This is a genomic window from Mycobacterium ahvazicum, from assembly GCF_900176255.2.
Classification (GTDB): domain Bacteria; phylum Actinomycetota; class Actinomycetes; order Mycobacteriales; family Mycobacteriaceae; genus Mycobacterium; species Mycobacterium ahvazicum.
On record NZ_FXEG02000002.1, the window covers coordinates 1,410,319 to 1,433,096 of the forward strand.

22 protein-coding genes are annotated in these 22,778 nt (G+C 68.0%); 9 read left to right on the plus strand and 13 right to left on the minus strand.

Annotated features, from left to right (window positions below):
• Window positions 1-17: 17 nt before the first annotated feature.
• The 9 genes from MAAFP003_RS30100 to MAAFP003_RS08915 all read right to left on the minus strand — a co-directional run bounded on the left by MAAFP003_RS30100 (window position 18) and on the right by MAAFP003_RS08915 (window position 7,953).
• Complete coding sequence (locus MAAFP003_RS30100; RefSeq protein ID WP_096286178.1) at window positions 18-137, minus strand: DUF6893 family small protein; 120 nt, start codon at window positions 135-137, stop codon at window positions 18-20.
• Window positions 125-1,480 carry a hypothetical protein gene (locus MAAFP003_RS08880; protein ID WP_096286180.1) on the minus strand — a complete coding sequence of 452 codons (1,356 nt, stop codon included), beginning with the start codon at window positions 1,478-1,480 and terminating at the stop codon, window positions 125-127. The genes MAAFP003_RS30100 and MAAFP003_RS08880 overlap by 13 nt, the downstream gene beginning before the upstream one ends.
• Window positions 1,477-2,115: a DUF6084 family protein gene (locus MAAFP003_RS08885; protein ID WP_096286182.1), complete on the minus strand. Its 639-nt coding sequence runs from the start codon at window positions 2,113-2,115 to the stop codon at window positions 1,477-1,479. Before MAAFP003_RS08885 ends, MAAFP003_RS08880 begins: the two co-directional genes overlap by 4 nt.
• Entirely contained in the window at window positions 2,112-2,753 is a 642-nt protein-coding gene (locus MAAFP003_RS08890; protein ID WP_096286184.1) for a DUF5947 family protein, read from the minus strand. Before MAAFP003_RS08890 ends, MAAFP003_RS08885 begins: the two co-directional genes overlap by 4 nt.
• Window positions 2,750-3,655, minus strand: coding sequence for a NifU family protein (locus MAAFP003_RS08895; protein ID WP_096286186.1), 906 nt, complete (start codon window positions 3,653-3,655; stop codon window positions 2,750-2,752). The genes MAAFP003_RS08890 and MAAFP003_RS08895 overlap by 4 nt, the downstream gene beginning before the upstream one ends.
• Window positions 3,656-3,711: 56 nt before the next feature.
• Window positions 3,712-5,511, minus strand: coding sequence for a nickel-dependent hydrogenase large subunit (locus MAAFP003_RS08900; RefSeq protein ID WP_096286188.1), 1,800 nt, complete (start codon window positions 5,509-5,511; stop codon window positions 3,712-3,714).
• Window positions 5,512-5,581: 70 nt separating this feature from the next.
• Window positions 5,582-6,637: an NADH-quinone oxidoreductase subunit B family protein gene (locus MAAFP003_RS08905; protein WP_096286190.1), complete on the minus strand. Its 1,056-nt coding sequence runs from the start codon at window positions 6,635-6,637 to the stop codon at window positions 5,582-5,584.
• Between the two features lie 174 nt (window positions 6,638-6,811).
• Window positions 6,812-7,573 (minus strand): hydrogenase nickel incorporation protein HypB, encoded by a 762-nt coding sequence (gene hypB / locus MAAFP003_RS08910; RefSeq protein ID WP_096286192.1) that lies wholly within the window; start codon window positions 7,571-7,573, stop codon window positions 6,812-6,814.
• A 44-nt stretch (window positions 7,574-7,617) separates the two neighbouring features.
• The gene (locus MAAFP003_RS08915; protein WP_096286194.1) at window positions 7,618-7,953 is read right to left on the minus strand and encodes a hydrogenase maturation nickel metallochaperone HypA; all 336 of its coding nucleotides are present in this window, start codon (window positions 7,951-7,953) and stop codon (window positions 7,618-7,620) included.
• A gap of 138 nt (window positions 7,954-8,091) precedes the next feature.
• Between MAAFP003_RS08915 and MAAFP003_RS08920 the strand changes: the two genes are divergently transcribed.
• Entirely contained in the window at window positions 8,092-8,574 is a 483-nt protein-coding gene (locus MAAFP003_RS08920; RefSeq protein WP_096286196.1) for a Fur family transcriptional regulator, read from the plus strand.
• 2 nt (window positions 8,575-8,576) lie between these two features.
• Here MAAFP003_RS08920 and mtr read toward each other — a convergent pair whose 3' ends face one another.
• Together mtr and MAAFP003_RS08930 are read right to left on the minus strand one after the other, a co-directional pair.
• On the minus strand, window positions 8,577-9,956 hold the full coding sequence (gene mtr / locus MAAFP003_RS08925) for a mycothione reductase (RefSeq protein WP_096286198.1): 1,380 nt from the start codon (window positions 9,954-9,956) through the stop codon (window positions 8,577-8,579).
• Window positions 9,957-9,960: 4 nt separating this feature from the next.
• On the minus strand, window positions 9,961-10,986 hold the full coding sequence (locus tag MAAFP003_RS08930) for an alpha/beta hydrolase (protein WP_243393838.1): 1,026 nt from the start codon (window positions 10,984-10,986) through the stop codon (window positions 9,961-9,963).
• A gap of 186 nt (window positions 10,987-11,172) precedes the next feature.
• Here MAAFP003_RS08930 and mqo point away from each other — a divergent pair, with 186 nt between their 5' ends.
• Genes mqo through MAAFP003_RS08970 form a run of 8 tightly spaced genes read left to right on the plus strand, consistent with a single transcriptional unit; the run spans window position 11,173 to window position 21,618 of the window.
• Window positions 11,173-12,597 (plus strand): malate dehydrogenase (quinone), encoded by a 1,425-nt coding sequence (mqo, locus tag MAAFP003_RS08935; RefSeq protein ID WP_423790888.1) that lies wholly within the window; start codon window positions 11,173-11,175, stop codon window positions 12,595-12,597.
• Between the two features lie 45 nt (window positions 12,598-12,642).
• Window positions 12,643-13,113: a GNAT family N-acetyltransferase gene (locus tag MAAFP003_RS08940; RefSeq protein WP_096286202.1), complete on the plus strand. Its 471-nt coding sequence runs from the start codon at window positions 12,643-12,645 to the stop codon at window positions 13,111-13,113.
• A complete protein-coding gene (locus MAAFP003_RS08945) occupies window positions 13,110-14,948 on the plus strand; it encodes a magnesium chelatase subunit D family protein (protein WP_096286204.1) in 1,839 nt (612 codons plus the stop codon). The genes MAAFP003_RS08940 and MAAFP003_RS08945 overlap by 4 nt, the downstream gene beginning before the upstream one ends.
• 2 nt (window positions 14,949-14,950) lie before the next feature.
• Window positions 14,951-15,565 carry a cob(I)yrinic acid a,c-diamide adenosyltransferase gene (gene cobO / locus MAAFP003_RS08950; RefSeq protein ID WP_096286206.1) on the plus strand — a complete coding sequence of 205 codons (615 nt, stop codon included), beginning with the start codon at window positions 14,951-14,953 and terminating at the stop codon, window positions 15,563-15,565.
• Window positions 15,562-16,923, plus strand: coding sequence for a cobyrinic acid a,c-diamide synthase CobB (locus MAAFP003_RS08955; RefSeq protein WP_096290992.1), 1,362 nt, complete (start codon window positions 15,562-15,564; stop codon window positions 16,921-16,923). The genes cobO and MAAFP003_RS08955 overlap by 4 nt, the downstream gene beginning before the upstream one ends.
• 34 nt (window positions 16,924-16,957) lie before the next feature.
• On the plus strand, window positions 16,958-18,184 hold the full coding sequence (gene cobA / locus MAAFP003_RS08960) for a uroporphyrinogen-III C-methyltransferase (protein ID WP_096286208.1): 1,227 nt from the start codon (window positions 16,958-16,960) through the stop codon (window positions 18,182-18,184).
• Between the two features lie 22 nt (window positions 18,185-18,206).
• Entirely contained in the window at window positions 18,207-19,811 is a 1,605-nt protein-coding gene (locus MAAFP003_RS08965) for an MFS transporter (RefSeq protein ID WP_096286210.1), read from the plus strand.
• A 58-nt stretch (window positions 19,812-19,869) separates the two neighbouring features.
• Entirely contained in the window at window positions 19,870-21,618 is a 1,749-nt protein-coding gene (locus MAAFP003_RS08970; protein WP_096286212.1) for a proline--tRNA ligase, read from the plus strand.
• Window positions 21,619-21,624: 6 nt separating this feature from the next.
• Here the strand turns inward: MAAFP003_RS08970 and MAAFP003_RS08975 are convergent, their stop codons facing one another.
• Window positions 21,625-22,071 carry a ferritin-like domain-containing protein gene (locus MAAFP003_RS08975; RefSeq protein WP_096286214.1) on the minus strand — a complete coding sequence of 149 codons (447 nt, stop codon included), beginning with the start codon at window positions 22,069-22,071 and terminating at the stop codon, window positions 21,625-21,627.
• A complete protein-coding gene (locus MAAFP003_RS08980) occupies window positions 22,068-22,610 on the minus strand; it encodes a hypothetical protein (protein WP_165796334.1) in 543 nt (180 codons plus the stop codon). The genes MAAFP003_RS08975 and MAAFP003_RS08980 overlap by 4 nt, the downstream gene beginning before the upstream one ends.
• Window positions 22,611-22,778 lie beyond the last annotated feature (168 nt).

The window sequence follows — 22,778 nt, forward strand, 5'->3', positions numbered from 1 at the left end:
GGCCGTCTCCGACGCGGCTACATCCGCCTCAACTTCAGGTAGCGGCGGGCGTCGGGCAGCGACACCACCCCCAGTACTACCGCGATCCCGACCACCAGCGCGATGACAGCGATGAATACCCAACCTACGACTTCCATGTCGAACTCCTTTCCCGGGTGTTGGTTTCTGTTTGCAGAGGCTCGACTTCGTCGGGGGAGAAGTACAGGTAGCGGCCGTACCAGTCGTGCAGTTCGGCGGCCGGGTCGTCCTCGACCACGACGCCGACATGCTTGTTGCCCTCGACGTCCTCGTGCACCGACGTGACACGGGCGGTCTTGCCGGCGACGAAGATGTCCTGGGCGTCGGCGTTGCGTCGCGGTCGCAACCGAACCCGGTTGCCCCGCGCGACCCGGATACCGTTCACCAGCACCGCGTCGATCTCGGGGCGAACGGCGTTGTCGGCCAGCGGATCCCACCAGTGGATGCCGTCGGGAATCTCTGGGACCAGGCCCGCGGGGGTGTCGAGCCGGTGTGGATCGCGCAGCACGCCGTGCAGGCGCGTCATCGCGTCGGGCGACATCGTGTCGCACGCCTCGATGATCCGTGCGGCCCGCGGATCCGTGGCCCGGGCCTGCGCCTTCTCGTCGTCGGTCATCGTCATCACGCGCAGAGTCAAGATCTCGTCGATCTCGGTGCAGTCATACAGCGCGGTATTGCTCTGCTCGGCGACCTCGGGGTGGTCGTAGAGGATGATCGGCGAGATCAGCAGGACGTCGTGGCTGCCGGGCGGACCGGCCAGCACGGGGAAGCAGCGGTGCTGGCTGCACCGCGACGCTGCCTCGGTCGCCGCCCGTGGTGGCTCGAGCAACGAGACGAAGCGGCCACCGACGACCTCGACGATCAGGTGGCTGCCGATCATGGACCGCGCGATCGCGTCGTCCTTGTCCACCGCGGCATCGCCGATATTGTTCAGCCGCACCGAGACTCGGCGCATCGCGCCGTCGGGTTGGCTGCTGACGGTCAGTTCGCCGCGGATCTGCTTGCGTTCGCGAACCAGGCGGCCGCCTTCGACACGCTCGATGTCGGTCGCCGCACTCACCACAATCGGCACTTTCCACACCTGGTCGTCGAGTGCGAGAGGGCCGAAGGACCTCTCGCACTCGACGGCTTCGTCCCAGGTCAGCCACGAGCCGGCCGGCGTGGCGAGCTCGGCAACCGGTTCGAATCGATCGTCGGAGGCGGCGCGTTCGGCCCGGCGGTGCTGCAACTGCAGAAACCGCACCACCAGCGTGAGCGCCTCGGCTCCCTCGACCAGGAACTGCGCCGCCAACCCGTCGTCTTCGCCCAGGCTTTCCGCGGCCGCCCCGGGCGGTCCCAGAACCCCGAACTGCCAACGAGATTGGTTCTTGCTCGACGTGCCGCGGTACGGATAGAGCAGATAACCCTCGTAGAGCACCGCGTCGGCGACGGCGCGGGCGCGGTCCCAGCTCGACGTTGTCATGCCGTGGTCCGTTCGCGATCCAGTAGCGAGGTGACCGCCTGATCGAGGTCGAGCATGCCCTGTACCGACTTGTAGTTGGCCAGCGCGGCGATGGTCTCGTGATTCAGCCGGACCCAGCCGGTGTTGGGATAGTGCTGCGCGATCAGTGCCCGCCAGGCCTGCACCGGCATGTCGTAGCGGTGCTCGCGGTCCCATGGCACTTGCTGGACCGAGAAGCCGCGGTCGGATTTGACGAATATGGTTCCGCTGAACAGGAATTGCAGCGGCACCGCGCCGTCGCGCAGCGCGTGCAGATACTTGGACGCCGCGACCTCGAAGTCGTAGGTGCAGTCCAGCGCAAGCTGCACGGTGGTGTGTCCGGTGAATCCGGGCACCATCGCGGTGCAGTGCTGCCAGAGGAACCCGTGCTGGGTGCTCGCCCAGCGCTCGCGCGGGCCGAACAAGTCGATCAGCCCGGCGGCCTCGTCGTCGGAGTACGACCGGCGCGGCGGCTCGATGCGGACCTGAGCGCGCAGCGCGATGGCGTGCACCGGGTCCCCGTCGGCCACGACGCCGACGCGGGCCGTCAGCACCGGGCTGACCGCGTACGGTTCGGGCGCGACGTCTAGAACGTGGTAAGCCACCTCGGCGCTCATCGCGGCGTCTCCAGTGGCGTTTCTAAAGCGCGGGCCGCGATCGCGGCGAAGAACTCGTCGATGAACCGCCGCGCCTCCTGACCGCCGTCGAAACCGCGCCACAGCATGCGCAGGCGGCCGACGAATTCGTAACAGGCGTCGATCGGGACGAGATAGCTTTGCGGCTGCGCGTATTCGTTGCTGACCCGGACCAGCAGCGCCTCCACGTCCGCGGTGAGCAGGCCCACCCGCGGATCGGCCGCGCGGATGGCGTTCCAGGCGTCGAGGTCTAGCTCGGACTCGCACGCCCCGGCGGGGCCGGGATAGAACGCCACCGTGCGCAGCAGCGCGGAGTTGGTGAAGAAGAACGCCACGCCGACCGGAATCTGCAGTGCGTCCCAGGCGCGCCGGTCCAGCGCGAAATTCGGGAACGCCAAATACCTGTCCGGCACCGCGCGGTAGCTCAACTCGGCTTGCGCGTCGGTGAACAGCAGATAGCAGGCGCGACACACACACATCAGTTGCCGCCCGGCCACATTCACTACGTGCTGATGCTCGTCGGCGATGCTCTCCGAGCACATTTCGCAGCGCTCGCCGGCCGGCTCGGGATTTGCGCGGCCGCTCTGGATACGGGCCAGCACGTCGTACGGGGTTGTCATGCGCCGGCTCCCAACGGTTCGGCCAGTGCCACCGATGGCACCCCGTCACGCAGCAGCAGGGGCAACGGTTCCAGGTGCGCTCCGTCGGGGCCGGCGCCCGCGTGTACGACGTCGAACTGGGTGCGGCAGCGCGGGCAGCCCAGCAGCGTGTCGCGCAGGTGGGCTCCCGCCAACGTGTCGTCGCACACCGGGCAATGGTCGACGTAGGCCAACGGCAGGTCGCCCACCCGGCACACCACGATCGTGGCGCCCGAAATCCGGAATCCGGCCACCTCGCCGGGCGCCAACTCGGCCAGTTCGGGTACCGGGTGCCAGCGGGACCCGTGCGCACGCGGCGGGGAACCGTTCGAACGCACCTGCGCCAGCAGCGATTCCGCGGGAATCACGGACGGCTCGGCCGCGGGTTGGGCGGTGACCACCTCGATTGCCGAAATCTCGGGCGCCGCAGCGCGAACGGCGTCCTGGACGGCGAGCTCCAGCGTCACCGCCGACGACGGGCAGCTCTTACAGCTGCCGGTGAACGCCAGCCGTACGGTGCCGCCGGCGATCCCCAGCAGGTCGACGTCGCCGCCGTGTGAGCCCAAGTACGGCCGCACCCGGTCCAGCGCGTCGCAGACCCGGCGATGCACGTCGTGTGGGTGCAAGCCGTGCACAAGGAGCAGGCTGGCCACCAGGTCGTCGGTGGCCAGCCGCTCGGCTAGGGCCGGGTCTCCGGCTAAAAGATACAGCACGATCCGTTCGAGGCCGGCGCCGTACAAGCCGACCACCTCGCGGACCAACTGCTGTGCGCGCTCATGCGCTGCCGCACCACCCGCCGCGCAGGAATCCAGCAGTGTCTGGATCCGATCGCCCGCAGTACGCCATTGTGTGTCGCTGTCGGGACCTTCCGGGCGATCTGCCATGCGTCCTCCAATATTGTGACGACCCGCTGCGCCCGGCTTCGCCGCGCTTGCGATCGTCACTCCCCGGCGGGTGATTGCGTTGGCGTGTGCAGTCTCTCCAGGGTCTTGCCCTTCCCCAGATACATGTGCACACCGCACGGCAGGCAGGGGTCGAAGCTGCGCACGGTGCGCATGACGTCGATGCCCTTGAAGTTCTCCCGGTCGTTCTCCTCGAAAATCGGCTGCCCCTGGACCGCGTCCTCGTAGGGGCCCGGCGTGCCAAAACTGTCGCGCGGGTTGGCATTCCACGGCGTCGGCGGGTACGGGTGGTAGTTCGCGATCTTGCCGTCCCGGATCACCAAGTGATGGCTCAGCACGCCGCGTACCGCCTCGGTGAAGCCGCACCCGATGCCCTCGTCGGGCACCTCGAAGCGCTCCCAGGTCTTGGTGCGCCCGGCGCGGATCTCCGCCAAGGCCTTTTCGGCGAAGTGCAGCGCGCAGGCCGCCGCGTAGGCCTGGAAGTAGGTCCGGGCGCGGTCGCGTTCGATCGTGTTGCTGCCGTACTTGGGCACCTTCCACTCGAACTCGACCGGCCCCTTCAGCGCGGTCTTGGGCAGGTTGATCTGCACGCTGTCGCCGGTCGCCTTGACGTAGCCGATGTCGACCAGGCCGGCCAGCGCGGTCGACCACAGCCGCGCCAGCGGGCCCCCGCCGGTGTCGAGCGCCAAGTGGTCCTTGCCGTCGAACCAGCGCGGTGACATCACCCAGCTGTACTTGCCGCCGTCCATGTCGCGCTTCTGCGGATGCGGGTTGGTGTGCTGGTTCCACGGGTGCCGACGGTCCACCGCGTTGCCCAGTGGATCGGTCTTGACGAACATCTCCTGTTCGGTCCAGTCGTCGTAATACGAACTGCCCAACAGGATCCGGATGCCGAGATTGATGTCGACCAGCGAGTGGGTGACCAGCTGGCCGTCCACCACCACACCCGGCGTCACGAACATCGCGTTTCCCCAACGCTCCATGTCCTGGTACGCGAAATTGCACACCTCGGGATCCTGGAAGGAGCCCCAGCAGCCGAGCAGGGTGCGACGCAGCCCGACCTTCTCGTAGCCGGGCAGTGCGGTGTAGAAGAAGTCGAACAGGTCGTCGTGCATCGGCACGACCTTCTTCATGAACTCGACATAGCGCATCAGCCGCGTCATGTAGTCCGTCATCAGCTGAATCGTCGCGACCGTGCCCACCCCGCCCGGGTACAGCGTGGACGGGTGCACGTGGCGACCTTCCATCAGGCAGAACATCTCTCGCGTCCAGCGGCTCACCGCCAGCGCCTCGCGATAGAACTCGCCGCTGAACGGATTGAGCGAGCGCATGATGTCGGCGATGGTCCGATAACCGTGCGCGTCGGCGTGCGGTGCCTGCGTTTTCTCAGCCAGGGCAAGCACGCTTGGATTTGTCTCGGCGACCATCTTCTCGCAGAAGTCGACGCCGACCAGGTTCTCCTGAAAGATGTTGTGGTCGAACATGTATTCCGCGGCCTCACCCAGGTTGACGATCCACTCGCCCAGGTGTGGTGGCTTGACGCCGTAAGCCATGTTCTGCGCGTAGCACGAGCACGTCGCGTGGTTGTCGCCGCAGATGCCGCAGATCCGGCTGGTGATGAAGTGCGCGTCGCGGGGATCCTTGCCCTTCATGAAGATCGAATAGCCACGGAAGATCGACGACGTGCTGTGACACTCGACGACTTCCTTGTTCTCGAAATCGATCTTGGTGTAAATGCCAAGGCTGCCGACGATTCTGGTGATCGGGTCCCACGCCATCTCGACGAGCTGACCCGGTTCCTTTTTTTCCTCGGTCGGTTTGGGAATGATGGTTGTCATCGCATTACTGCTCTCTGCCCCAAGGGCTGGTGGCGTGAAGATCGCTGAAACAAGACGAGCGCGCCGCGACCTACCAGGTGCGGCGTGCCCCGCTGACGAGCTCGGTGCCCTTGTGGCGCCAGCGCGGTTCCTTGTCGACGGTTCGGGCCGTGATACCCCTCAAACTACGAATCACGGATCCGTATAACCCCGACGCGGTGCTGGAGAGCTTGCCCCCGGGCGGTTCGTCCATGAACGGCATGAACTTGTCGGGGAACCCCGGCATCGTGCACCCGATGCAGATCCCCCCGACGTTCGGGCAACCACCGATTCCGTTGATCCACCCACGCTTGGGCACGTTGCATTTCACGACCGGGCCCCAACAACCAAGCTTGACAATGCATTTCGGTGAGCCGTACTCGGTGGCGAAATCACCCTGCTCGTAGTAGCCGGCCCGGTCACACCCCTCGTGCACCGTGTTGCCGAATAGCCACTTGGGGCGCAGCGCGTCGTCGAGCGGGATCATCGGCGCCTGACCGGTGGCCATGTACAGCAGGTAGGTCAGCGTCTCGGACAGGTTGTCGGGATGGATCGGGCAGCCGGGCACGCACACGATCGGGATCCCGGCCTTGCTTTTCCATCCCCAGCCGAGGTAGTCGGGTACGCCCATCGCTCCGGTCGGATTGCCGGCCATCGCGTGGATGCCGCCGTAGGTGGCGCAGGTCCCGACCGCGACGATCGCCGTGGCCTTGGGCGCCAGCCGGTCGAGCCACTCGCTGGTGGTCATCGGCTGACCGGTGGCGGGGTCGTTGCCGAACCCACACCAGTAGCCCTCGTCCTTGATCTTCTCGTTGGGAATGGATCCCTCGACGACAAGCACGAACGGTTCCAATTCACCGCGATCGGCCTTGAAGAACCACTCGAGGAAGTCGTCCGCGCCCCCGTTGGGTCCGCATTCGAAATCGATCAGGGGCCAGTGCACGGCGACTTTGGGGAGACCGGGCAGAGCCCCGAGAGCGATCTCCTCGACGCTGGGCTGGGTGGCGGCAGTCAACGCCACCGAATCACCGTCACAACTGAGGCCCGCGTTGATCCATAGAACGTGGATCAGCGTCTCTTCTGCTTTGACTGCTGCTTCCGTTGGCATGCTGCAGCTTTCCGGGGCCGGGCTGGGGCCCCTGCGCCGCCGGAGTCGACCGTCGGCCCACTTGCGCAGCGCTGTTTTTGGGTCTACTCCCGCCCTCAAGGGTTGTCAACGGTTCCGGCACGCGTCGTGAATCAATGGCGCTGTCCTGCAAATGATTTGCAAGACAGTCAGGGTTCAGTCCACGGCGCCTTCGGCGAAGCGTCTCAGCCAGCCGAACCAGGCGCCCATGCCGGCGCCGGTGCGGGCGCTGACCGGCAGGATCGGCGCCGTCGCATTGACCTCGCGAACGTGCGCGATGTAGCTGTCCACGTCCACGTCCAGGTGGGGGATCAGGTCAATCTTGTTGAGCAACACCACATCCACCGATCTGAACATGACGGGATACTTCAGTGGCTTGTCCTCGCCCTCGGTGACGGAGTAGACCATGGCCTTGGCATGCTCGCCGACGTCGAACTCCGCCGGGCAGACCAGATTGCCGACGTTCTCGATGATCACCAGGTCCAGACCGGGTAGGTCGAGGCCCGGCAGTGCGCGATTGACCATGGGCGCGTCGAGGTGGCATTCGCCGCCAAAGCCGTTACTGGTGTTCAGCAGTGACACTTGGGCGCCGCGACCGCTGAGCTTGGCCGCGTCGAGGTCGGTGGCGATGTCACCCTCGATCACCCCGATCGTCAACGGGCCGGCGAGCTCGTCGAGTGTGGCCGCGAGGACGGTCGTCTTCCCCGAGCCCGGCGAGCTCATCAGGTTGAGCGCACGGATGCCGTTGCTCTCGAATGCGGCCCGGTTGGCCTCGGCGCGAACATCGTTCTCGGCGAAGATCGCCTCCAGTACGTCGATGCGCTGCGTGCCGGTCTCGTAGTGACGGTGATCGCCGTGGTCGTGCTCGTGCGCGTGGGTGTGCACGGTGCCGTCGTCGTGCCGATGAAATCTACCCATCGCTCAACACCTTTCGATGTGCCAACGGTGCCGCGGGCCCTTTCTCACGACACGTCCAGCGACGTCACCAGGAACTCGTTGCCGGACACGACCTCGACGTCGGAGCTGTCGCAGCGTGGACACCAAATCGACCAGGCCGAGGTGATCTCCGACCGGCGGCCGCACGCGCGGCAGCGCACCTCGGCGCCGACGCACTCGAGTTCCAGCTCGGCGTCCGGCATGTTCTCCGACTCCCGGACGAGTGTCCAGCAGAACGCCAACGAATCGGGGACCACCTGGCGCAGGGCGCCGATCCGGACACGGACGACGTCGACGTGCCGTCCGTCGGCATGTGTTTTGACCACGCCGGCGATCGCCTCGCACAGCGAGAGCTCATGCATCGCCGGTCCCCGGGCGCGCGGCCATGACGTCGTTTCTACACCCGTGCGGTCGCGGATACCCGGTGAATCCAGGGCGTGCTCACGGCGGCGGGACGGTCCAGACTGGCAATCCGGGGTATCCGGCGCAAGACTAGGCGGGTGACGTCCAACCCGTCGTCGCTTGATCCCGCGGTCACCGAACGCATCGGCGACTTCCTGCGTGCCCGCGGATTGCGGCGCATGACCTCGCGGATCCAGGTACTGGCGGTGCTCGAACCCGTGAACGGACACCTCTCCGTCGCGGAGATTCACCAGCGGGTGCGGGCGAGCCTGCCCGCCGGCGCTCAGCCGCCCGATGTGGCCACCATCTACCGCACGGTGACCACGCTGGTCGAGCAGGCGGTGTTGCACGCGCTCACCCTCGACGGCGGGATCACGACCTACGGATTGGCGACCGCCCCGCACCACCACGCGGTGTGCACGCAGTGCGACTCGATCATCGAAGTGCCCGCGCGTCAGCTCAGCTCGGCGCTCGAGCACGCGATGGAGGGCAGTGCGTTCGCTCTGTCGGATCGGGCCGGGCTGACGCTGCGGGGTCTGTGCCCGCAATGCCAGCAGGGCGGGTCCGCGGCTCGGCGCTGAGGTCAGCGCAGGCCCAATAGCGCGTTCTCCACCACTTCGGGCAGCGCCGGGTGAATCCAGTACTGCCCGCGCGCCATCTCGGGAGCGGTCAGCCCGAAGCTCATCGCCTGGATCAAGGGCTGGATGATCGACGAGGCCTGATGGCCCATGATGTGGGCACCCAGCAGACGCCCGGTGCCGCACTCGCCGATCAGCTTGACGAACCCGGTGGTGTCCTCCATCGCCCATCCGTAGGCGACGTCGCCGTAATCCTGGATCTTCACCGAGATCTTGAAACCCTGTGCAATGGCTTCGTTTTCCGTAAGTCCGACGCAGGCGACCTGCGGGTCGGTGAACACCGCGGACGGCACGAAGCGATGGTCGGTGACCGCCATCGCCTCGGTGTCGTCCCAGTCGCACAGCAGATTGTGCTGCACCACCCGCGCCTCGTGATTGGCGACGTGCTTGAGTTGATACTTCGAGGAAACGTCACCGAGAGCGAAAACCCCACGCGCCGTAGTTCTTTGGTACTCGTCAACGACGACGAGGCCGTCCTCGACGGCGATGCCGGCCTGCTCGAGGTCGAGTTGATCGGCGTTGGAAACCCGGCCGGTCGCGACCAGCATCGCGTCGGCGTTGATGGTGTGGCCGTTGTCGAGTCGCACCGCGACACCGGAGCCCTGGTTCTCGGCGCTCACGACGTTGCAGTGGGTGTGCAGTTCCCATTTGCTCGACGCGATGCGGGTGAAGCGCTTGCACAGGGCGTCGTCGCAGTGCCGCAGCAACGCGGAGCCACGCACCACCAGCGTGACCCGCGCGCCCAGCGACGAGAACATATGGGCGAATTCGGCGGACACGAAACCACCCCCGACGATCACCAGATGTTCTGGGAATTCCGAGATTCGCATGATGGTGTCGCTGGTGTAGTACTGCGCGCCGCAGTCGAGGATCGCGGCGGGAACCACGGCCCGAGCCCCCGCGGCGACCACCACCTGCTCGGCGGTGAACTCGTCGCCGGCGTCGGTGCGCAGCAGATAGCGCCCGTCGGCCTGGACCGGACCGAACCGGGTGTGCTGCTTGTACACGTCGATGTTGGGCGCCGAGCTGCGATAGTCCTCGCCGCCGACCCCGATCGGATCGATGCGCCCGAAGACGCGCGAGACGATGTCGTCCCAGCGCACCCGGTCGATGTGTGCGTCGACGCCGTAACGCGAAGCCTCACGGATGGTTTGGGCGACCTCGGCGGCGTAGACGAACATCTTGGTCGGGATGCAGCCGACGTTGAGACAGGTGCCGCCGAAGGTGCCCTGCTCGCAGATCGCCACCCGCTTGTCGGCGAAACGGTCATCGAGAACGGTGTTGCCCGAGCCGGTTCCGATGATCGCGAGGTCGTAGGTCTCCACGCCGTCACCCCTTTCCGAACGATGCCGAGGCGTCGCTGTTCGTGGAGCGCAGGTAGCCGTCCAGCCACAGATCCAGTTCCCGATAGGCGACCGAGCGCGGACCCTCCAGCGACAGGAACACGTCGTGTTTGGCGTCGGCCACCGGAACGACGTTGCTGCGGTGCCCGATGCAGCCCGCCCACCGGGCGATCTGAGTGACGTCGAGGACCGCGTCGCCGCGTTGCATCGACATCGCGTCCGCGGATTCGGTCACGCTGTGGTCCGAGCGCAGGATCAGGTTCGACACCCCCACGTCGAGGCCCCGGTGCAGGCGGGCCTGGCCGCGGCGCACGGCGTGCAGCCATCCCGCGGTAATAGGGAAGCCGCCCAACGGTTTCCAGTCCAGGTTGTAGTCGAACTCGCCGTCGTAGTCGCGGTGCAGCGTGGTGCCGTATCCGCCCTTGCTGGTGCCACGCAACACGACTTTGGAACGCACCCGCGACAGGCCGCCGATCATCGCCGACGTCATGCCCAGGCGCAGCACCGCCGGGCCATGCAGATCCAGGAAGGGGCTGTTGAGCACCAAGCCGCCGATACCCGCGTGCGCCTTGGCGTTTCGGCGGCGCAACCGGTCCAGCCACAGCGGCACGATCAGGCCGCCGGCCGAATGGCCGTACATCAGGACCCGGACGTCGGGGGCCTGCTCGCCGATCACGGCCAGGGCGCGGTCGAGTTCGGTGTCGTAGTGCGCGAGATCGGTGATGAAGTGTGGGGTCTGGCCGTCGCGTCGCGACCGTCCGCACTTCTGCAGGTCCAATGCGTAGAAGGTGAAACCACGGGCGGCGAAGTGATCGGCCAGCGCGGTGTTGAAGAAATAGTCGGTGTAACCGTGCACCGTCAGAACCGCGTGCTCGAGACCGCCGCCGTCACCGCCGCCGGGGCCGCGCCGAATCAAGGTTGCGACGATGTCGCCCTCGCCGGCGGGGTCGGGTCCCAATTCGATGGTGTACTGCCAATAGCCAGGCAGGACATCGGGCACCCAGCCAGTCACCAGGCCAGCTTAGCGTGGCGACTGCTTTTGCTGGTCGTGGCCGGTTCGGGTCGGCGCGGCCGCGCCGGCCGGGATAGCCTGGATGACCGGCTGGAAAAGGACCTAGAAAAGGAATCAGAAAGGGCCAGCGTTTCGGTGTCAGACACAACGGCGCGCACCGACATCGTGCTGGTCGGCGCCGGGATCATGAGCGCCACCCTGGCCGTATTGCTGCGGCGGCTGGAGCCGGACTGGTCGATCACGGTGGTCGAGCGACTCGATGCGGTCGCCGCCGAGAGCAGTAGCCCCTGGAACAACGCGGGCACCGGGCATGCCGGGCTGTGCGAGATGAACTACACCCCCGAGCGGGACGGGTCGATCGACATCACCAAAGCCGTGTCGATCAACGAGCAATTCCAGGTGACGCGCCAGTTCTGGGCCTATGCCGTCGAGCACGGCATCCTCACCGATCCGGGCTTCGTCAACGCCGTCCCGCATGTCAGCTTCGTGCAGGGCGCGCGACAGGTCGATTATCTGCGGCGCCGTCAGCAGGCGCTGGCGCCGAATCCGCTGTTCGCCGGGACGGAATTGGTCGACGACCCGGGCGAGTTCGCCCGCCGGCTGCCGTTGATGGCCGACGGACGTGACTTCTCGGAGCCGACTGCGCTCAACTGGGCCGCCGACGGCACCGACGTCGACTTCGGCGCGCTGACCAAGCAGCTCATCGGCTATTGCGTGCGCCACGGCGCCACGGCGCTGTTCGGCCACGAGGTGCGCAACCTGACCCGTCATGCCGGCGGCTGGACGCTGCGGATCGCAAACCGGCGGACCGGCGAAAAGCGCAAGCTGGACGCAAAATTCGTATTCGTCGGCGGCGGTGGTGACGCACTGCCGCTGTTACAGAAGTCTGGGATCGCGGAGGTCAAAGGCTTCGCCGGCTTCCCGATCGGCGGGCGGTTCCTGCGCACCGACAACCCGGCGCTGACCGCCGCGCACCGGGGCAAGGTCTACGGCGTCCCCGCCCCCGGTGCCCCGCCGCTCGGGGCGCTGCATCTGGACCTTCGGTTCGTCAACGGCAAGTCGTGGCTGGTCTTCGGGCCGTATGCCGGTTGGTCGCCTAAGTTCCTGAAACATGGTCACGTCAGTGATTTGCCCCGTTCGGTCAGGCGGGACAACGTGGTGTCGATGCTGGGGGTCGGGATCACTGAGATGACGCTGGTCAATTATCTGGTTCGCCAACTGCGCCTCACCGAACGCGACCGGATGGATGTGCTGCGCGAATTCGCGCCTGGCGCGCGGGATTCGGATTGGCAACTGACGGTGGCCGGTCAGCGCGTGCAGGTGATCCGGCGGGTCGCGGGCAAGGGTGGGGCCCTCGAGTTCGGCACCACCGTGGTGGGATCGTCGGACGGCAGCATCGCGGGTCTGCTCGGCGGCTCGCCCGGCGCCTCGACGGCCGTCCCGATCATGCTCGATGTGCTGGCCAGTTGTTTTGCCGACCGCTACCAATCCTGGCTACCCAGGCTCAAAGAGATGGTGCCCTCGCTGGGGACCCGGCTATCCGAGGAACCGGCGCTCTACGACGAGGTGAGAACGTGGAGCGCCAACGTATTACAGTTGAACGGCTCATGAACCGCGCCGGCGAGCCAACCGAACTGATGAGGAGGAGCGGCGCCGATGACAGAAGCGCTACGCCGCATCTGGGCCAAAGACCTTGACGCGCAGACCCTTTACGAGCTACTCAAGCTACGGGTAGAGGTGTTTGTCGTGGAGCAGGCCATCCCGTATCCGGAACTGGACGGGCGGGATTTGCTCGCCGAGACCCGGCACTTCTGGCTGGAGACGGCGGACGGCGAGGTGATCAGCACGCTGCGGCTGATGGAGGAGCACGCGGGCGGGGAGAAGGTGTTCCGGATCGGGCGGCTGTGCACCAAACGCGGTGTGCGCGGACAGGGCCACACCACCCGGCTGCTGCGGGCCGCGCTGGCCGAGGTCGGTAACTACCCGTGCCGGATCAATGCGCAGACCTATCTCGCCGAGATGTACGCCCACCATGGTTTTGTGCGCGACGGCGACGATTTCATCGACGACGGCGTGCCGCACGTCCCCATGCTGCGGCCCGGCTCCGGGCAGACGGCCAAGCCGTGAAGCCGTATCCGTTCAGCGCGATCGTCGGCCACGACCAGTTACGGCTGGCGCTGCTGCTGTGTGCGGTGCGCCCGGAAATCGGCGGCGCGCTGATCCGCGGCGAGAAGGGCACCGCCAAATCGACGGCCGTGCGCGGGCTTGCCGCGCTGTTGTCCGCGGCGACCGGAACCAACGGCGGCGGGTCCGGCCTGGTCGAAATGCCGCTCGGCGCAACCGAAGACCGGGTGATCGGGTCGCTGGATCTGCAGCGGGTGCTGCGCGACGGCGAGCATGCTTTCTCGCCCGGGTTGCTCGCGCGTGCCCACGGCGGCGTGCTGTACGTCGACGAGGTCAACCTGCTGCACGATCATCTGGTCGACGTGCTGCTCGACGCCGCCGCGATGGGCCGGGTGCACATCGAACGCGACGGCATCTCGCATTCGCATGAGGCGCGTTTCGTGCTGATCGGCACGATGAATCCAGAGGAAGGCGAACTGCGCCCGCAGCTACTCGACCGGTTCGGGCTGACGGTCGAGGTGCACGCTTCGCGTGACGTCGAGGTGCGCGCGGAGGTGATCCGGCAGCGGATGGCCTACGAGGCCGACCCGGACGGGTTCGCCACCCGCTACGCCCCCGACGACGCCGAGCTGGCCCAGCGGATCGCCGCGGCCCGCGCACTGGTCGACGATGTTGTGTTGCCGGACAACGAATTACGGCGCATCGCGGCGCTGTGTGCGGCGTTCGACGTCGATGGGATGCGGGCGGATTTGGTGGTGGCGCGCACCGCCGTCGCGCACGCCGCCTGGCGGGGCGCGACAACCGTGGCCGAGCAGGACATCAGGGTGGCCGCCGAGCTGGCGCTGCCGCACCGGCGTCGCCGCGACCCGTTCGACGACCCGGGCATCGATCGCGAGCAGCTGGACGAGGCGCTGCGGCAAGCCGGCGACCAGCCGGAGCCCGATCCCGACCCGCCCGGCGGCGGCCAGTCCGCCAATGACTCAGCCGCACAACAAGAGTCGTCTTCCAACGGGAAAACCCAGACGCCCCAGACACGACCCAGCGCACCGCCGTCGAAGACGTTTCGCACCCGGGCATTGACGGTGCCCGGCGTCGGTGAAGGCGCGCCCGGCCGGCGCTCGCGGGCCCGCAATTCCTCGGGCAGCGTCGTGGCGTCGGCCGGCGCCGACGACGCGGGCGCCCATGGTCTGCACCTGTTCGCCACTCTGCTGTCGGCCGCCGAGCAGGCCGGCGCGGGACCGCTGCGCCCGCGGCCGGGTGACATCCGCCGCGCCATCCGCGAGGGACGCGAAGGCAACCTGGTGATCTTCGTCGTCGACGCGTCCGGGTCGATGGCCGCCCGCGACCGGATGGCCGCCGTCAGCGGTGCCGCCCTGTCGCTGTTGCGCGACGCCTATCAACGGCGCGACAAGGTCGCGGTGATCACGTTCCGGCAGCAGGAAGCGCGGTTGCTGCTGCCGCCGACCTCGTCGGCCCACATCGCCGGCCGGCGGCTGGCCCGATTCGACACCGGCGGCAAGACCCCGCTGGCCGAGGGTCTGCTGGCCGCGCGGGAGCTGGTCGTGCGGGAGCGGGCCCGCGATCGCGCGCGCCGTCCGCTGGTGGTGGTGCTGACCGACGGCCGGGCAACCGCGGGCCCGGACCCGTTGGGCCGCAGTCGAATCGCGGCGTCGCGACTGGCGGCCGAGGGTTCCGCCGCGGTGGTCGTGGACTGTGAAACGTCGTATGTGCGACTGGGATTGGCTCAGCAGCTGGCCCGCCAGCTCGGCGCACCGACCGTCCGGCTGGAGCAACTGCACGCCGACCATCTGACACGAGCCGTCCGCGGCGCGGCCTGACCATGCCACAGGGAATCCCGCTGCAGGTGCCGGATGACGGACTGAGCACCCGGGCCCGGCGCAACCTGCCGGTGCTGGCGGTGCATACCGGTGAGGGCAAGGGCAAGTCCACCGCGGCGTTCGGGATGGCGTTGCGCGCGTGGAACGTCGGCCTCGACGTCGCGGTGTTTCAGTTCGTCAAGAGCGCGAAGTGGAAAGTGGGGGAAGAAGCCGTCTTTCGGCGGCTGGGCCGATTGCACGAGGAGCATGGCGTCGGTGCGGCGGTGGAATGGCACAAGATGGGCAGCGGCTGGTCCTGGACGCGCAAATCGGGCAGCGAGGACGACCACGCGGCCGCGGCCGCCGACGGCTGGGTGGAGATCTCGCGCCGGCTGGCCGAGCAGCGTCACGACTTCTATGTGCTCGACGAGTTCACCTACCCGCTGAAGTGGGGGTGGGTCGACGTCGACGAGGTGGTGGACGCATTGGTGGCCAGGCCCGGCCATCAGCATATGGTGATCACCGGACGCGCCGCCCCGCCGCGACTGATCGAGGTCGCCGACCTGGTCACCGAGATGACCAAGGTCAAGCATCCGATGGATGCGGGCCGCAAGGGGCAGAAGGGCATCGAGTGGTGAACGCCCCCGCGGTCGTCATCGCCGCGCCCGCCTCCGGCAGCGGAAAGACCACGATCGCAACGGGTTTGATCGGGGCCCTGCGCCAGGCCGGGCACACGGTCGCGCCGTTCAAGGTGGGGCCCGACTTCATCGACCCCGGCTACCACGGGCTGGCCGCGGGCCGGCCCGGGCGCAACCTCGATTCGGTGATGGTGGGCGACGAGCTGATCGGCCCGCTCTACGCGCACGGCGCCGCCGGCGCGGACATCGCGGTGATCGAGGGCGTGATGGGTCTGTTCGACGGGCGAATCGGGCCCGACACACCGCCGGCGGGCTCCACGGCGCACGTCGCCGCGCTGGTCGGCGCCCCGGTGATCCTGGTCGTCGACGCGCGCGGCCAGAGCCACAGCATTGCCGCACTGTTGCATGGCTTTTCGACGTTCGATACCGCAACCCGGATCGCCGGCGTGATCCTCAACCGGGTGGGATCGCCCCGGCACGAGCAGGTGTTGCGACAGGCCTGCGAGCACACCGGCATCCCGGTGTTGGGTGCCATTCCGCGAACCGCCGAATTGGAGCTGCCGACACGGTATTTGGGCCTGGTCACCGCGGTCGAATACGGGCGGCGGGCCCGGCTCGCCGTCGAGGCGATGACCGATCTGATCGCGCGGCATGTCGACCTGGCCGCGGTGCTGGCGGTCGCGGCAAGCCGCACCACCAGCACACCGTGGGACCCCGTTGCCGCGGTGGGGGGGACGGCGCCCGGCCGCGCCACGGTCGCAATGGCCGCGGGCAAGGCATTCAGCTTCGGCTACGCCGAACATGCCGAGCTGTTGAGCGCGGCCGGTGCCGACGTGGTCGAGTTCGACCCGCTGGTCGATACGCTGCCCGACGGCACCGCCGCCGTGCTGCTGCCCGGCGGCTTCCCCGAACAGTTCACCGCCGATCTTTCCGCCAATGATGTTGTGCGACAGCAGATCCGCGAGTTGGCTGCCGCCGGGGCTCCGGTGCACGCGGAATGCGCGGGCCTGATCTACCTGGCTTCCGAACTCGACGGGTACCCGATGTGCGGGGTGCTGGGCGGGGCGGCGCGGTTCACCGCGGCGCTGAAGCTGGCGTATCGCGACGCGGTCGCGGTGGCCGATTCGGCGCTGTACGCAGCCGGGGCCGGGGTGGTCGGACACGAATTCCACCGGACCGTGATCACCTTCACCGAGAGCTACCAGCCGGCCTGGGTCTACCGGGCCGGCGACGCGGCGCCGCTGCGCGACGGCGTGGTGCACGCCGGGGTGCACGCGTCGTATCTGCACACCCACCCGGCCGCGGTGCCCGACGCGGTGGCGCGGTTCGTCGCCCGCGCCGCGGCGCGCCCGTCGTGACGGCCGCGCCGATCGTCTTCACTAGGCTTGCCGGGTGACCGAGAGCCCCTACCTCGTCGGACTGCGGCTGGCCGGCAAGAAGGTCGTTGTGGTCGGCGGCGGCTCGGTCGCCCAGCGCCGGCTACCCCTGCTGATCTCGAGTGGCGCCGACGTCCACGTGATCAGCCGGACTGCCACCCCCGCCGTCGAGGCGATGAGCGGAATCACGTTGACGATGCGCGAATACCGCGCCGGTGACCTCGACGGAGCCTGGTATGCGATCGCGGCCACCAACGACGCGGCGGTCAACGAGGCCGTCGTCGCCGAGGCCGACAGCCGGCAGATCTTCTGCGTGCGCGCCGACATCGCCATCGAGGGCACCGCGGTGACCCCGGCGTCGTTCGAATACGCCGGCCTGTCGGTGGGTGTGCTGGCCGGTGGCGAGCACCGCCGGTCGGCGGCGATCCGCTCGGCGATCCGCGAGGCGCTGCAACAGGGCCTGATCGCCCCGGGCAGCTCGGGGAGCTCCGACGCCGTGCGCGGCGGGGTGGCGCTGATCGGGGGTGGCCCCGGCGACCCCGAGCTGATCACCGTCCGCGGGCGGCGGCTGCTGGCCCAGGCCGACGTCGTGGTCGCCGATCGCCTGGCCCCGCCCGAACTGCTCGCCGAGCTGGGGCCGCACGTCGAAGTCATCGACGCCGCCAAGATCCCGTACGGCCGGGCCATGGCCCAGGACGCGATCAACGACGTGATGATCGAACGGGCCCGCGCCGGGCACTTCGTCGTTCGCCTCAAGGGCGGTGACCCATTCGTGTTCGCCCGCGGTTACGAGGAAGTGATCGCGTGCGCCGACGCCGGCATTCCGGTCACCGTGGTGCCCGGTGTGACGAGTGCCATAGCGGTGCCCGCGCTGGCGGATGTTCCCGTCACCCATCGAGCGGTAAATCACGAGTTCGTGGTGGTCAGCGGCCATCTGGCGCCCGGGCATCCCGAATCGTTAGTGAATTGGAATGCACTGGCAGCGTTGTCCGGCACGATCGTTTTGCTGATGGCCGTCGAACGCATCGAACTCTTCGTCAACGCGCTGCTGGAAGGCGGTCGACCTGCGGATACGCCGGTCCTTGTCGTTCAGCACGGAACGACCCCGGCGCAGCACACGTTGCGGGCGACTCTTGCCGACACGCCGCAAAAGGTGCGGGCGGAGGGGATCAGACCTCCCGCGATCATCGTGATAGGGCCCGTAGTAGGCCTGAGTAGCGTTCGGGGTTTAAACGATTCTTAAGATTACTGTAAGGTAACTCGTTATGACGGCCCTCAACGACACTGAGCGCGCGGCCCGAAATTGGTCCGCTCTGCGCCCCGATCGTCCGGCACCCGAGCGCGCCGAGCGCCCGTCGGAAACCGCTTCCGGGTCCGCCACCACCCGCACTAGCAGGTATTACCCGACCTGGCTGCCTTCCCGCCGCTTCATCGCGGCCGTGATCGCCATCGGCGGCATGCAGTTGCTGGCAACGATGGACAGCACCGTCGCGATCGTCGCGCTTCCTAAGATTCAGAACGAGCTGAGCCTGTCCGACGCCGGCCGTAGCTGGGTGATCACCGCGTATGTGCTCACCTTCGGCGGGCTGATGCTGCTGGGCGGGCGCCTCGGTGACACCATCGGCCGCAAACGCACCTTCATCGTCGGCGTCACGCTGTTCACCATCTCCTCGGTGTTGTGCGCGGTGGCCTGGGACGAGGTGACGCTGGTCATCGCCCGGCTGCTGCAGGGTGTCGGGTCGGCGATCGCGTCGCCCACCGGTCTGGCCCTGGTAGCGACGACGTTTGCCAAGGGTCCGGCGCGCAACGCGGCCACCGCCGTGTTCGCCGCGATGACCGCGATCGGTTCGGTGATGGGCCTGGTCGTCGGCGGCGCGCTGACCGAGGTCTCCTGGCGGCTGGCGTTCCTGGTCAACGTGCCGATCGGGCTGGTGATGATCTACCTGGCCCGCACCGCGCTGCGCGAGACCAACCGGGAGCGGATGAAGCTCGACGCCACCGGGGCCATGCTGGCCACCTTGGCCTGCACGGCTGCGGTGTTCGCCTTCTCGATGGGCCCGGAAAAGGGCTGGATATCGGCGATCACGCTGGGTTCGGGTGCGGTGGCCGTGGCCGCCGCCATCGCGTTCGCCATCGTCGAGCGCACCGCCGAGAACCCCGTCGTGCCGTTCGGCTTGTTCCGCGACCGCAACCGGCTGGTCACGTTCACCGCGATCCTGCTGGCCGGCGGCGTGATGTTCAGCCTCACCGTCTGCATCGGCCTCTACGTTCAGGACATCCTGGGCTACAGCGCGCTGCGTGCCGGCGTCGGATTCATCCCGTTCGTCATCGCGATGGGCATCGGTCTGGGTATCTCCTCGCAGCTGGTGTCGCGGTTCTCGCCGCGAGTGCTGACCATCGGCGGTGGTTGGCTGCTGCTGCTGGCCATGATCTACGGCTGGGCGTTCATGCACCGCGGCGTGCCGTACTTCCCGAATCTGGTGCTGCCGATCGTCGTCGGCGGAATCGGCATCGGCATGGTCGTGGTGCCGCTGACGCTGGCCGCGATCGCGGGCGTCGGTTTCGACCAGATCGGCCCGGTGTCGGCGATGACGCTGATGCTGCAAAGCCTGGGCGGGCCGCTGGTGCTGGCCGTCATCCAGGCCGTCATCACCTCGCGCACGCTGTACCTGGGCGGCACCACCGGCCCGGTGAAGGTGATGAACGACGCACAATTGCGAGCCCTTGACCACGGCTACACCTATGGGCTGCTATGGGTGGCCGGCACGGCCGTCATCGTCGGCCTTGCCGCCCTGTTCATCGGGTACACCCCGGAGCAGGTCGCGCACGCCCAAGAGGTCAAGGAAGCCATCGACGCCGGCGAGCTGTAACTCGCAACGTCTTTCCCACGGCTGGATGCCGTGAGTCATCACGCTAGGCTGGCCCGCTGTGATCACCCGGATGTCCGAGCTGTTCCTGCGCACCCTGCGCGACGATCCCGCCGACGCCGAAGTGCCCAGCCACAAATTGCTGGTGCGGGCCGGATACATCCGGCAGGTCGCCCCCGGGCTGTACAGCTGGCTGCCGCTGGGGCTGCGGGTGCTGCGCAATATCGAACGCGTTGTCCGCGAAGAGATGAACGCGATCGGCGGGCAGGAGATCCTGTTCCCCGGGCTGCTGCCGCGCGGGCCGTATGAGACGACGAATCGCTGGACCGAGTACGGCGACGGGGTGTTCCGCGTGCAGGACCGTCGCGGGAACGACTACATGCTCGCCCCCACGCACGAGGAGTTCTTCACCCTGGCCGTCAAGGGGGAGTACAGCTCCTACAAGGATTTCCCGCTGACGCTGTACCAAATTCAGATCAAGTACCGCGACGAGGCGCGGCCGCGGGCCGGCATCCTGCGTGCCAGAGAATTCGTGATGAAGGACTCCTACTCCTTCGATATCGACGCCGCCGGGCTCAAGGCCGCCTACCACGCGCACCGGGAGGCCTACCAGCGCATCTTCGACCGGTTGCGGGTTGGCTACGTGATCGTGTCGGCGGTGTCGGGCGCGATGGGTGGCAGCGCGTCCGAAGAGTTCCTGGCCGAGAGCCCGATCGGTGAGGACACCTTCGTGCGGTGCGCGGAGTCGGGGTATGCCGCCAACGTCGAAGCGGTGCTCACCGCCCGCCCCGAGGCGCTGCCCATCGACGGTCAGCCCGCGGCGCAGGTGCACGACACCGGCGATACCCCGACCATCGCCGCGCTGGTCCAGTGGGCCAACGGCGCCGGACTGGGCCGCACCGTTACCGCGGCCGACACGCTGAAGAACGTTCTGGTCAAGGTCCGTGCGCCGGGCGGGGAGTGGGAGCTGCTGGCCATCGGGGTGCCCGGAGACCGCGAGGTCGACGACAAACGGCTGGGCGCCGCGCTGGAGCCGGCCGAATACGAATTGCTCGGCGACGCGGATTTCGCCAAGTACCCGTTCCTGGTGAAGGGCTATATCGGTCCGAAGGCATTGCTGGACAACGAGGTTCGCTATCTCGTCGACCCGCGGGTGGTGGACGGCACCAGCTGGATCACCGGGGCCGACGAGCCGGGCCGCCATGTGGTCGGGCTGGTGGCCGGCCGCGACTTCACTGCCGACGGCACCATCGAGGCCGCCGAAGTGCGCGAAGGCGACCCGTCTCCCGACGGTGCCGGCCCGCTGGTCATGGCGCGCGGCATCGAGATTGGGCACATCTTCCAGCTGGGCCGCAAGTACACCGACGCGTTCGCCGCCGACGTGCTCGGCGAGGACGGCAAGCCGGTGCGACTGACCATGGGCTCCTACGGCATCGGGGTGTCGCGTCTGGTTGCCGTCGTCGCCGAGCAGCAGCACGACGAACTGGGCCTGCGCTGGCCGGCGTCGATCGCCCCGTTCGACGTGCACCTGGTGATCGCCAACAAGGACGCGCAGGCCCGCGAAGGCGCCACGACGCTGGCCGCCGACCTGAGCCGACTGGGCCTCGAGGTGTTGCTGGACGACCGCACCGCCTCGCCCGGGGTCAAGTTCAAGGACGCCGAGCTGCTCGGGATGCCCTGGATCGTCGTGGTCGGCCGGGGTTGGGCCAATGGCGTCGTGGAGCTTCGCGACCGCTTCGGCGGGCAGGCGCGCGAACTGGCGGCCGGTGTCTCGCTGGCCACTGAGATCGTGAACGCGGTGACCGGCTAAGCGGGCTTACTCGTTGCCGCCGGGGAAACTGCTGGTGATCGGCCAGGCGCCCAGGATGCGGCTCCAGCGCGCGCTCATCACCGCGCTCTGGGTCAGGGCCGTCGAGGCGAACGCACGGTCGTCGGCGGTCTCGGCGTGCTCGGTGACCGCGCGCCACGCCGTCGCGCCGTCGTTCTCCATCCGCACCGCCAGGCGAGCCGCGTCGGCCGGGCTGCCCACCAGCAGGGGCAGCTGATAGCCCGCGGCGGCCGGTGGCGGGGTGACCTTGCGGGCGGCCAGCATGGCGATCACGTCGTCGCGACGCTGGCGGTGTTGCAGCAGCGCCTCCACCACCAGGTTGTTGACGCTGGGCGGCGACAGCGCGGACACGATGCCGTAGCCGTAGATCGTCGAGTGCTCGACCGCCAGGGCATCGCAGAGCGCCTGGTTGTCGGCGTCCTTGCCGGAGGTCATATCGACGGTCCCCCGGGCACCAGTGCCACCAGGTAGGACGCCGTGCACGACGCGGCGATGGACGCCAGCAGCCCGGCCCGGTAGCCCGACTCGGCCGACACCAACCGGGCGGCGTTGTCGGCCGAGGTCTTCAGCGCATTGATTACGTCGGACACCGGGGGTGGCGGCGGTGGCGGCCCCGCCGGCGCGGCCGGACTGGGAGCGGCGCTGGTGGTTTCGCTCGTGGAGGCGCTGAGCTTGCCAGCCGCCCGGGCGATCTCCGTGGACAGTGCGCGGGCGTGTGCGGCGCGCTGGTTGGCCACCACCGACAGCGCGGCCGCGATCTGCGGCGCGACGCCGACGGCCGCGGCGGCCGCACCGGCGAGCACGCTGTCGTGTCTGGCCTGGTCTAACGGACCCAATAATTGTTCGACCGCTGGGGGTTTCGGCGGGGACTCACCGCAGGCGGAGACGACCACCCCGAGCGCAGCAAGCGCCGCACCCCCGGCGAGCACACCCCGCCGACTGGTGACGGGTACAGCGCTAGGCACGCCCAACATCCTGCCATTGGGCGCCGGCCGGGCATGCCGCCAGGACCTCGACCTACGCGATCACCTCGTCATACGCGATTCCTGGCGTATCGTTGGTACCCGGTTCTCGCGGAACTTGAAGCGGTTCCACCGACGCCGGAAGCCAGTTGACCGGACAACTCAAGATGAGGAGCTCGC